The sequence below is a fragment of the Streptomyces sp. NPDC058291 genome, from assembly GCF_042880855.1.
In the GTDB taxonomy this organism is placed as follows: domain Bacteria; phylum Actinomycetota; class Actinomycetes; order Streptomycetales; family Streptomycetaceae; genus Streptomyces.
In genome coordinates, this window is record NZ_JBHVYK010000145.1 from 1 (window position 1) to 10,977 (window position 10,977).

Here is a 10,977-nt window from a genome sequence, read left to right on the forward strand (position 1 = left end):
GCGGGCGGACCCCCCCCCCCCGCCCCCCCGCCCGCCCGCCCCCCCCCCCCACTCCCCCCCCCCCCCCTTCGGGCGCGGCCCGCCGGCCGGGCGGCTTATCGTGCGCGGGCCCGCCGGGCCCCCCGGGCCGGGCCCGCTCAGGCGACGGCGGAGATCCGCATCCTGATGTCGTCCGGCGACAGGGTGCCCTTGGCGACCACGTGGTCGCCGGAGGACTCCCCGCGCAGCCGGCGTCCGATCCACGGCACCAGGTACTCGCGCGCCCAGTGGACGTCGTCGCGCCGCACTTCGAGGGGGCCGCGCGGCGGGAGCAGCGGCCAGGGCTGTTCCGGGTCGGCCGGCACCTCCAGGCCGAGGACCTGGCCGGCGCGCAGCGCCACGCGCGTGTGCCCCTCCGGGGAGAGGTGGAGCCGGTCGCCGTCCCAGGCCCTGCGGTCCTGCACGGACTTCAGGGACCACAGGTCGAGCACCGGGCAGCCGTACCGGTCGGCGACGGCGCGCACGTGCCCGTTGTAGGTGGCGATCTTTCCGCGCAGGTGCTTGAGCACGGGAACGCCACGGGTGTCGAAGCCGGTGGTCACCATGACTGTGCCGGCTACGGCGGCCAGGGCCGCGATCGCGCGCTCGAAGCGCTCGGCGACCTCGTCCGGGTCGGTGCCGGGACGGAGGATGTCGTTGCCGCCCGCACAGAAGGAGACCAGGTCCGGGGCGAGCGCCACGGCCCTGGGGAGCTGGTCCTCCATGATCTGGTCGAGCAGCTTTCCGCGGACCGCGAGGTTGGTGTAGTCGAAGTCGCCTTCGGGCCGCCGGTCCGCGAGGAGCACCGCGAAGCGGTCCGCCCAGCCGACGAAGGCCCCGTCCGGGCCGGGGTCGCCGACGCCCTCGGTGAAGCTGTCCCCCACCGCCACGTACGACCCGATCACTGATCTGTTGTCACTCTTCGAATCGTCTGCCACAGCAGTGCATGATTCACCTTCGAATGTGACTTACGCGACCGTAGGAAGCAATTGACGGTCGGTGAGATAAGCCACTCCTCAAGAGTTGGCCCATCAGGGAATAAGCGACCACGCCCGGAAGTCGTCGATCCGGAAATGGCTCCAGGTGGTGCGGAACGCGAAGTGCCCTTCCGTGTACGGCTCGGGGTCCGTCCAGTCGAAGACGAGCCGCCCGTTGTTCCACCATCGCACGACCGGGCCGTCGGAGACGATCCTGACGTGGTGCGGGGCGTTGGGCACGAGCAGCGGCTCGGTGTAGTCGAAGACCAGCGGCCGCACTCCGGCCCGGCCGACGTAACGGCGCAGCCGGGTCGTGGTGTTGGAGTTGGCGCCGTAGCCGGCGTAGTACGTCTTGAGCTGGTCGTACTCGGCGAGGGCGCCGCCGCGCGGGGTGGCGAAGAGGTCGTCCGGGGAACGGACGTCGACGGCGTTCCAGAAGGTGTTGAGGTCGGACACCCGGTCGTTGACCCCGCCCGCGGCGACGGGCGTGGCGACGTATTCGAGGACGTAGGGCCCTGCGAACGGCCGCCTGAACCAGATCGTGGCCCCGGCGGGCACGTCGATCTCCAGGGCGCCGCGGGAGGCCGTGACGGTCCCGCCCTGCTCCAGCTCCACGGCCCACTGACGCAGACCGTGGCGGAAGTCGTCGTGGGCGATGAGCCGGCGTCGTCGTCGGCGTGGTGCGGCGCCGGCGTCGGCCGCGGGGGCGAGGGCCCCCAGGGCCGCACCGGCGGCGAGGGCTGCGAACGCTCTGCGCGTGGTCGTCACGGGATGCGGCTCCTTCGGTGGGAGGTCGAAGCGCGGGAAAGCGCTTTCCCCGGCACGACCACTGTGATGGCGCCTCCACCGTTTGTCGATGCGCCGGCCCGGCCCGCCACAGGACCGCAATGAAACGATCACGGTCGGCCGCGGTTCGGCCCCGGGAGACCGGCGAGCCCTGCGGGCCCGACCCGCCCGGGGCCGGAGTCCGGACACGCCGAAGGCCGGGCCCCGGATCTTCGATCGGGGTCCGGCCTTCGACTGCGTGTCAGGCGGGGGCAGTCGGGGGGGGTCAGCCGACGGCGACGCCGTGCGAGCGCAGGTAGGCGATCGGGTCCACGTCCGAGCCGTAGTCCGGCGTGGTGCGGATCTCGAAGTGCAGGTGCGGGCCGGTCACGTTGCCGGTCGCCCCGGACAGGCCGACCTGCTGGCCCGCGGTCACGGTCTGGCCGGCCGAGACGGAGAGCTGGGAGAGGTGGGCGTACTGGGCGTAGTAGCCGTCGGCGAGCCTGATGACGACCTGGTTGCCGTACGCGCCGCCCCAGCCCGCGGACACGACGGTGCCCGCGCCCACGGCCTTCAGCGAGGTGCCGGTCGGGACGACGAAGTCCACACCGGTGTGGTAGCCGCTGGACCACATGCTGCCCGACTGGTGGTACGGCGTGCCGATGGCGGCGCCGGCCACGGGCAGGGCGAAGCCGTCGGAGCTGCTCTCGGCGGCCTGGGTCGCCTTCGAGGAGGACGAGGAGGCGGACGTCTTCGCGACGGAGGACTTCGAGGAAGCCGAGGACTGCGAGGCCTTGGACGACGAACTCTTGGAGGCCGACGACGAGGACGAGCCGGACGACTTGTGGCCGCCGGTCGCGGCCTTCTTGCCGATCGACAGCTTGAGGCCGGGGTGGATCAGCGACGGGTCGTCGCCGACGGCCGTGCGGTTGTCCTGGTAGAGCCGCTGCCAGCCGCCGCTGACGTGCTGCTCGTCCGCGATCTTCGAGAGGTAGTCGCCGGACCGCACGGTGTACGTCGTCCCGGTGGCGGTCTTGCGGGTCACTTCGGCGGCCTGGACGGTCTTTTCCGACACCGTCTGCGCGACCGGCCGGGCGGAGGTCTGCGCAACCGCCTCCGGGGCGGCCGCGTGGGCGCCGGACGCGCCCATCAGCGGGAGGGCGAGCGCGGCGCCGCCGGTTCCGGCGACGGCTATGGAACGGGTGAAGCGCTGAGTCTTCGGACGGCGGTGCTTACCCTTCGCGGGCATGACGAATTCCTCTCCGGCGCCTGCGAGGTGAGCTGTCGGGTGCGGGCTGGAGATGCCCGGCCGCGCCGAGACGCGGCTTTACCCCGAGCCTGTTCCGGAGACCGGAACAGGCGGTTGTGCCTGTGGGTCCCCCGCTCCTGCCATGCACGGGTGAGTGTGCGGGATCCGGGCGGTGGCAGGATTCGGCGTCCGTCCGGATTGGTGTGGAACGTAAGCGACCCAGACGCACGGGGACAAGCAGAGGTTGTGCTGTTCACAGGTTTCTCTTGATCCCCCGGGGGAATCCGTGGTCACACTGCGTTAAACGGAATGCTCGGTTATCACCAAGGGGCCCGGAAAAGCATGCGCATTACGTGAACATGACCGGCGACGTACGGTCACGAATATGACGCTGCTCACGTGATGCCCCTCCAGGTCTCCCTATTTAAGGTCGAGTTGGAACGAAGGATCCATTTCGGACAGATAACTCAGATGCGACGCAGGCGGATAACCGTCGCATCGAGATCGCCCCGCAGCTCGGCACGCAATCCGTGATGCAGCAGAACGGCACCCCGGTGCACTTCGCCCGTTTCACGGCATTCGTACGACGCCGTCGGGTCGAGTCCGCGCAGCCGCAGCGCCGGGACGGGCTCGCCGAACCGCTGGGCCTGCAGCCAGGCGAGGACCACGCTCTCGTCGCCGCGCACGTACTGCACGGCGCTCAGCCCGCCCGTGGGGGGACGCAGCCGGTAGAGATCGCCGTGCTGCACGAGCGGCCGGATCTCCTTGTAGAGATCCACCCATCGACGCGCCTCGGCAAGCTCCTCGTCGCTCCACTCGGAGAGGTCGCCGCCGACCCCGAGCACCCCCGCCATCGCGCTGACGAACCGGAAGCGCAGCGAGCTCACCCGGCCGTTGAGCTGGGTGTTGGGGCTGTCGGTGACCCATGCGGCCATGACCCGCGCCGGGTGGATCTGACTGAAGCCGTGCTGGATGTCGAGCCGGTCGAGGGGGTCGGTGTTGTCGGAGGTCCACACCTGGTCGGTGCGGCTCATGATGCCGAGGTCGATCCGCCCGCCGCCGCCCGAGCAGGACTCGAAGGCGACGCCCGGGTGGGCGGCCCGCAGCCGGTCCAGCAGTCGGTACAGGGCTCGCACGTGGTCGACCCAGAGGCGCTGCGGGTAGGGGTCCTCGGGCCAGCCGGCGTCGGTGAAGCAGCGGTTGAAGTCCCACTTGACGTAGTCGATCGGCGCACTGGACAGCAATGCGTCGAGCTGCTGCCAGAGGTACTCCTGGACGTCCTCGCGGGCGAGGTTCAGCATGAGCTGATTGCGGAACTCCGTCCGCTTTCGTCCCGGTTGGAACTGCACCCAGTCGGGATGCGCCCGGTACAGGTCGCTGTCCGGGTTGACCATCTCGGGCTCGACCCAGATGCCGAACTGCATCCCCAGGCCGTGCACGTGGTCCGCGAGGGGCTTCAGCCCGTGGGGGAAGCGCTCCGGGTTGGGGCGCCAGTCGCCCAGTCCGGCGTGGTCGCCGGTGCGCGCCCCGAACCAGCCGTCGTCGACGACGAAGAGCTCGACGCCGATCGCCGCGGCCCGCCCGGCGAGGGTCGCCTGCTGCTCCTCGGAGATGTCGAAGTAGGTGGCCTCCCAGGAGTTGAACAGCACCGGCCGGTCCTGCTCGGCGTCCGGGACGACGTGGGCGCGCTGGTAGGCGTGCCAGGCGCGGCTCGCGCCGCCGAAACCGGCGTCGCTCCACAGGCCGGCGAAGACCGGCGTGGTGAAGGTCTCGCCCGCCGTGAGGCGCAGCAGACCCGAGTCGTCGTGACCCGCGCCGCCGGTGATCTGCACGCGGGCGTCGGGGAGCTGGGCGACGGCGATGCGCCACGAGCCGGACCAGCCGAGGGCGCAGCCGTAGACCTCGCCGCGCTCCTCGGTCGCGTCGGTGTCGAGGGCGACCCAGGGCAGATGCTGGTGCCCGGTGTGGCCGCGGCGGCTGCCGATGACCTTCTCCCCGTAGGTGAGCGGGGACCGCGTCAGCCGCGACTCGGCGGCCCAGCGGCCGTGCAGCTGGGACAGTCGCCAGTCGTCGCGGTGGGGCAGGGTCCAGGTGGCCGAGTCCGCGCGGAGCAGTTCCAGGGGCCGTTCGCCCTCGTTGCGCAGGGTCGTCCACCGTTCGACGACGTCGCCGCGCATCCGGTAGTGCAGGGTCAGCGCGAGTCCGGCGTCCCGAAAGCGCAGCCGGAGCTCGTCGCCTTCGCTCTCGTGCGCCTCGAAGGTCCACTCGGTGCCCCGCCGCTCGTCGGTGCGCACGGACAGGGCGGGGCGCACGAAGCGGGGTCCGCCCTCGACCGGGTACTCCTCGCGCCCGTCGAGCGGGGACTCGAAGGACGCTCCGCGTTCCGGCGGCGCCGACCCGGCGAGGGCCTCGGCGTCCGCGAGCGCGATGCGCGGGCCCCAGTGCAGATGGATCAGCTCCGCGGCCTCGGTGAGATGGAGGGCGTAGCTGCTCGTCGGCCCCGAAAGGAGCCAGGTGCGGCCGTTGTCGGCGATCTCGGGCATCAAACCCCCACTGATTCGAACAGGTGCGATCAAACGCCGACATCATCGAGTGCGGTCGGCCCGCCGGGCAACTCCCCGTCGGCAGGACGCTCACCTGGGCGGACGCTGCGGGGACAACCCGTTGCCCCAGGAACCCATGTCGTAAGGTCGAGGAGATGTCCCGCCGGCCGCCACCAGCGGCGCCGGCGCAGACCGACAGGAAGGGACGCCCCAGTGACGCAGCAGATCCCGTCGACCGAGCCCGAGCTGGCCGGCGTGCGCAACTTCCGGGACGTGGGCGGTCTGCCGACCGTGGACGGCCGGCGCGTGCGCCACGGCGTGCTGTTCCGCAGCGGCCATCTCGCGCACGCGACCGACGAGGACGCCGCGTTCCTGTCCGGCCTCGGCCTGCACACGATCTTCGACTTCCGCAACGCGGCGGACCAGCGGCTGGAGGGTCCCGACGTCGAACTGCCGGGTGTGCGCAACGTCAACCTGCCGCTGTCGGACCCGGCCCACGGCGCCGAGTTCTGGAAGATGGTCCGCGACGGCGAGATCGACCAGCTGCGCGCGATCCTCGGCGACGGCAAGGCCGCGGACCGGATGATCGCCTCGTACCGCACGATCGTCAAGGAGCGGACGGCGGAGCAGGCGCGGGTACTGCACGCGCTCGCCGAGGACAGCCTGCCGGCCCTGCTGCACTGCGCGGCGGGCAAGGACCGGGCGGGCCTGTCCGTCGCGGTGACGCTGCTGGCCGTGGGCGTGGAGCGGGACGCGATCCTCGGCGACTACCTGGAGTCCAACGCCCGCCACCGCCGCTACAAGGTGCGCCGCAGCTCCGCCTCGGGCGAGGCCTACTCCCCCGAGATCATGGAGTTGCTGAGCCCTCTGTTCGACGCCCGCGCGGAGTACCTGGCGGCGGCTTTCGAGACCGTGGAGGAGACCTGGGGCGGGGTCGACGCCTATCTGGAGCAGGGTCTCGGGCTCTCCCCCGAGACCCGCGAGCGGCTGCGGGAGCGCCTGCTCGACTGACGCCGCCCCGCCCGGCCGGCCGACGTTCGTCCGTGCGTCGGCCTACTGGCCGGCCCCCACCTCGAACAGCAGCCACAGAAACCCCGCGAAGAGGTGGCCGACGGCGATGTAGACGATCAGCCGGATCCACAGGGCGCGGGGGAACTTCGTCTCGAAGTCGCTCATGACGTCACTCCGCTCTCTGACGGGTTCGGCCCCAGGCACAGCGTGGCGGTGGGGCTCTGCAACAGGGTGTGGACGAAGAGGAGTTCGACGCCGTCGGGGTCCTGGGCGGCGATGCGGTGCGGGGTCAGCGAGTCGAAGTGCGCACCGTCCCCCGGACCCAGCAGTTCCGTGGTGTCCCCCAGCCGCAGCCGCAGCCTTCCGCGCAGGACGTGCAGCCACTCCTCCCCGGGGTGTACGCGCACGATGTCCCCCTGGGAGCCGTGGGGCACGTGGACGCGCAGGGCCTGCATCCCGCGCCCGGAGGCGCCGGCCTGCCAGTACGTCCAGCCGCCCGCGCGGGTCGGCTCCATGTCGGCGGCGCGGACCACGGCGTCGCGGTCGGCGACCGTCTCCCCGAGCAGATCGGAGACGGTCGTACCATAGACCCGCGCGAGCGTGAGCAGCATCGGCAGCGAGGGCTGGCGCTGCCCGGTCTCCAGACGGGAGAGATGGGCGGGCGACAGTCCGGCGTCGCGGGCCGCGGCCTCCAGGGTGAGGGCGGCCCGGCGGCGCAGGGCGCGCAGCTGGGGGGCGACGGCGGGAAGAGTCTCGACCTGCTGTGTCGGGGGCTCCGACTGGGGCGGGTGCATGTCTCCATTGCACGCCGGGTTTGCCTCTGCGGCAAATTCCTTGCCTCAGAGGCAAAGCGCTCGGTCCGCGGCGGTCACGGCCGTCCCGCCGATCAGCGGTTGGCCACCGCCTGCTTCACCAGCGTCTTGCCGAAGTCCCACATCAGCCCGCCGCCGCTGTGCGCTTCGTCCATCACGGCGGTGAAGGCCTCGACGAAACGGTCCACCTCCGCCTCGCCGATGATCAGCGGCGGGATCAGCTTGATCACCTCCAGATGGTCGCCGGAGACCTGGGTGAGGATCCGGTGCCGCTGCAACAGCGGCACGACCACCATCTGCGCGAACAGTCCCTTGCGCGCCGCCTGGAGCATGGTCCAGCGGCTGCGCAGCTTCAGCGACCGGGGCCTGCCGAACTCGATGCCGATCATCAGCCCCCGCCCGCGGACGTCGGCCAGCAGCTCGTACGTGTCCGTCAGCGCCGCGAGCCGGGACTTCAGGAGCTCGCCCGTCAGCCGGGCGTTCGCGACGATCTGTTCGTTCTCCATGACGGCCAGCACGGCGAGCCCCGCCGCCATGGCCTGCGCGTTGGAGCCGAAACTCGCCGAGTGCACCAGCACCCGGTCCATCGACGAGTAGACCTTCTTGAAGATCCAGTCCTTGCCGAGCGTCGCGCCCACCGGGACGTACCCGCCGGACAGCGCCTTGGCCACGCACACCAGGTCCGGCTCGACGCCGTCCTCGTGCTGGTAGGCGTAGAAGTCGCCGGTCCGGCCGAGGCCGGTCTGCACCTCGTCCACGACGAGCAGCGCCTTGTGCCGGTGCAGCAACTCCTGGGCGGCGCGCAGATAGCCGGGGGGCGCCTCGTGCACCCCCTTGCCCTGGATCGGCTCGACGATCAGGGCGGCGACGTCCCCCTTCGCCAACTCGGCGGCCAGCGCGTCGAGATCGCCGAGCGGGACGGGCGTGTCGGGCAGCAGGGGCGCGAACCCGTCCCGGAAGCCCGACTCGCCGTTCACGGACAGCGAGCCCGTGGTGAGTCCGTGGAAGGCGTGGTCGCAGTACAGGACCCTCGGCCGGCCCGTCGCGTAGCGGGCGAACTTCAGCGCCGTCTCCACCGCCTCGGTGCCGCTGTTGCCGAAGAACACGCGGTCCAGGTGCGGGCTGTGCGCGAGCAGCTTCTCGGCCAGCAGGCCGGGCAGCGGCTGGCAGTCGAAGCGGGTGAGGTCGGCGAGCTGGGCGTCCAGGACGTCGTGCAGCGCCTTGCGGACGACGGGGTGGTGACGGCCCAGGCCCATCACCCCGAACCCGGCGAGCATGTCCAGGTAGTCGTTCCCGTCCGCGTCCCAGAAGTGCGCGCCCTCGCCACGGTCGTAGACCTTGTCGAAGCCGATGGTGTGCAGCATGCGCGGCAGTTGGTGGTTGAGGTACCTGCCGTGCAGCTCGTAGCGCTCGGCTCCGCGCTCGGCCAGCAGGGCGCCGAGGTCGAACTCCGTGGTCATTCAGCCTTCTCCTTGACTGGGCCGGCCGCCGTGCCGCCGACGGGCCCGACGTCCTTCACCGCCAGGCTGGCGCCGATCCGTCCGGCGATCTCGACGGGCGTGAGCCCGATGTCGGCGAGCACCTCGCCCCGCTTGGCGTGCGCGAGGAACTGCTCCGGGATGCCGAACCTGCGTACGGGGACGTCGACTTCGGCGTCGCCCAGGGCCAGCGCCACCGCCGAGCCGACGCCCGCGGCACGGCTGTTGTCCTCCACGACGGCGACCAGCCGGTGTCCGGCGGCCAGGCCGGGCAGAGCCGGGTCGACGGGCTTGACCCACCTGGGGTCCACCACCGTGCAGTCGACGCCCCGCGCCGCGAGCAGCTCGGCGGCCCGCAGGCACACCGGCGCCATCACACCGACGGCCACCAGCAGCACGTCCGCCCGCTCGCCGCGGCGCAGCACGTCCATGCCGCCCACCCGGTCGACGGCCGGCACCCGCGGTCCGACCGACTCCTTCGGGAAGCGGACCAGCGTCGGCGCGTCGTCCACCGCGACCGCCTCCCGCAGCTGCGCGCGCAGTTGGTCGGCGTCGCGCGGGGCGGCGATGCGCAGCCCCGGCACGACCTGGAGCACGGACATGTCCCACATGCCGTTGTGGGACGCGCCGTCGACGCCGGTGACGCCGGCCCGGTCCAGCACGAACGTGACCCCGCAGCGGTGCAGGGCCACGTCCATCAGCAGCTGGTCGAAGGCCCGGTTGAGGAACGTGGCGTAGACCGCGACGACCGGGTGCAGACCGCCGGTCGCCAGGCCCGCCGCGCTGACGGTCGCGTGCTGCTCGGCTATCCCGACGTCCCACACCCGGTCGGGGAAGCGTTCGGCGAACTTGCCGAGCCCCACCGGGTGCAGCATCGCCGCCGTGATCGCCACGACGTCGTCGCGCTCCTCGCCGATCGCCACGATCTCGTCGCCGAAGACGGACGTCCAGGACGGCCCGCCGGCCGGCGCGAGCGGCACGCAGGTGAGAGGGTCCATCGCGCCGACGGTGTGGAAGCGGTCCTCCTCGTGCGCGAGGGCCGGCTCGTAGCCGCGCCCCTTCTCGGTCAGGCAGTGCACCAGCACCGGCCCGTGGAAGCGCTTGGCCCGCCGCAGCGCGGACTCGACGGCCGCCAGGTCGTGTCCGTCGATCGGGCCGACGTACTTCAGGCCCAGGTCCTCGAACATGCCCTGCGGCGCGAACGCGTCCTTGAAGCCCTTCTTCGCGCCGTGCAGCGACTCGTACACCGTGCTGCCGACCACCGGGGTACGCAGCAGCAGGTCCTTGCCCCAGGCCAGCACCCTCTCGTAGCCGTCGGTCGTGCGCAGGGTGGCCAGGTGGTTGGCGAGCCCGCCGATCGTCGGCGCGTACGAGCGCTCGTTGTCGTTGACGACGATGATCAGCGGCCGGTCCCTGGCGGCCGCGATGTTGTTGAGCGCCTCCCAGGCCATGCCGCCGGTGAGCGCCCCGTCCCCGATGACCGCGACCACGTGCCCCTTCTCGCCCCGCACCTGGCGGGCCTTGGCGAGGCCGTCGGCCCACCCGAGCGCGGTGGAGGCGTGGCTGTTCTCGATGACGTCGTGCTCGGACTCCTCGCGGCAGGGGTAGCCGGACAGACCGCCCTTGCCGCGCAGCTTGGAGAAGTCCTGACGACCGGTCAGAAGCTTGTGCACATAGCTCTGGTGGCCGGTGTCCCACAGGATGCGGTCGGCCGGCGACTCGAAGACCCGGTGCAGCGCGACGGTCAGCTCCACCACGCCCAGGTTGGGCCCGAGGTGTCCGCCGGTCCTGGCGACCGCGTGCACCAGGAACTCCCTGATCTCTTCGGACAGTTCGCCGAGTTCCGCCTCGGACAGCGCCTTCAGGTCGCGTGGTTGCCGGATGGTCTCCAGGATCGTCACGTCGGGCCCCCTCTCGGTCCGTGCCTTGCCTCAACTCACCGTCACGGCCGGTTTCCCCGTGCCGGCGGGGGCGCCGGAAGCGACCCCTTCGCGTTCCATCTGTTCGGCCAGTTTCATGGCCTCCTCGATGAGGGTCTCGACGATCTTCGACTCGGGGACGGTCTTGACGACCTCGCCCTTGACGAAGATCTGGCCCTTGCCGTTGCCGGAGGCCACGCCGAGG

At 71.6% G+C, this 10,977-nt stretch carries 9 protein-coding genes, 1 pseudogene and 1 riboswitch; of the genes and pseudogenes, 1 reads left to right on the plus strand and 9 read right to left on the minus strand.

Annotated features, from left to right (window positions below; translation table 11 throughout):
• Positions 1-137: 137 nt before the first annotated feature.
• The 4 genes from ACFVYK_RS36970 to ACFVYK_RS36985 form a co-directional block, all read right to left on the minus strand.
• On the minus strand, positions 138-923 hold the full coding sequence (locus tag ACFVYK_RS36970) for an SGNH/GDSL hydrolase family protein (protein WP_389781131.1): 786 nt from the start codon (positions 921-923) through the stop codon (positions 138-140).
• 126 nt (positions 924-1,049) lie between these two features.
• The gene (locus tag ACFVYK_RS36975; protein WP_389781123.1) at positions 1,050-1,763 is read right to left on the minus strand and encodes a DUF6250 domain-containing protein; all 714 of its coding nucleotides are present in this window, start codon (positions 1,761-1,763) and stop codon (positions 1,050-1,052) included.
• A gap of 283 nt (positions 1,764-2,046) precedes the next feature.
• On the minus strand, positions 2,047-3,009 hold the full coding sequence (locus tag ACFVYK_RS36980) for a peptidoglycan DD-metalloendopeptidase family protein (RefSeq protein WP_389781124.1): 963 nt from the start codon (positions 3,007-3,009) through the stop codon (positions 2,047-2,049).
• 4 nt (positions 3,010-3,013) lie between these two features.
• Positions 3,014-3,207, minus strand: a riboswitch (cyclic di-AMP (ydaO/yuaA leader).
• 269 nt (positions 3,208-3,476) lie between these two features.
• Positions 3,477-5,552: an alpha-galactosidase gene (locus ACFVYK_RS36985; RefSeq protein WP_389781125.1), complete on the minus strand. Its 2,076-nt coding sequence runs from the start codon at positions 5,550-5,552 to the stop codon at positions 3,477-3,479.
• A 213-nt stretch (positions 5,553-5,765) separates the two neighbouring features.
• On the opposite strand from ACFVYK_RS36985, the gene ACFVYK_RS36990 reads away from it, so the two are divergent.
• On the plus strand, positions 5,766-6,563 hold the full coding sequence (locus ACFVYK_RS36990; protein WP_389781126.1) for a tyrosine-protein phosphatase: 798 nt from the start codon (positions 5,766-5,768) through the stop codon (positions 6,561-6,563).
• A gap of 42 nt (positions 6,564-6,605) precedes the next feature.
• Here ACFVYK_RS36990 and ACFVYK_RS36995 read toward each other — a convergent pair whose 3' ends face one another.
• The 5 genes and pseudogenes from ACFVYK_RS36995 to ACFVYK_RS37015 all read right to left on the minus strand — a co-directional run.
• Positions 6,606-6,728: a DUF6126 family protein gene (locus tag ACFVYK_RS36995; protein WP_389781127.1), complete on the minus strand. Its 123-nt coding sequence runs from the start codon at positions 6,726-6,728 to the stop codon at positions 6,606-6,608.
• Complete coding sequence (locus ACFVYK_RS37000; RefSeq protein ID WP_389781128.1) at positions 6,725-7,357, minus strand: helix-turn-helix domain-containing protein; 633 nt, start codon at positions 7,355-7,357, stop codon at positions 6,725-6,727. The genes ACFVYK_RS36995 and ACFVYK_RS37000 overlap by 4 nt, the downstream gene beginning before the upstream one ends.
• Before the next feature lie 92 nt (positions 7,358-7,449).
• Positions 7,450-8,835, minus strand: coding sequence for an aspartate aminotransferase family protein (locus tag ACFVYK_RS37005; protein WP_389781129.1), 1,386 nt, complete (start codon positions 8,833-8,835; stop codon positions 7,450-7,452).
• Complete coding sequence (dxs, locus tag ACFVYK_RS37010) at positions 8,832-10,754, minus strand: 1-deoxy-D-xylulose-5-phosphate synthase (RefSeq protein WP_389781130.1); 1,923 nt, start codon at positions 10,752-10,754, stop codon at positions 8,832-8,834. The genes ACFVYK_RS37005 and dxs overlap by 4 nt, the downstream gene beginning before the upstream one ends.
• 30 nt (positions 10,755-10,784) lie before the next feature.
• Positions 10,785-10,977 (minus strand): annotated as a pseudogene (locus ACFVYK_RS37015) (4-hydroxy-3-methylbut-2-en-1-yl diphosphate synthase); the annotation flags it as partial.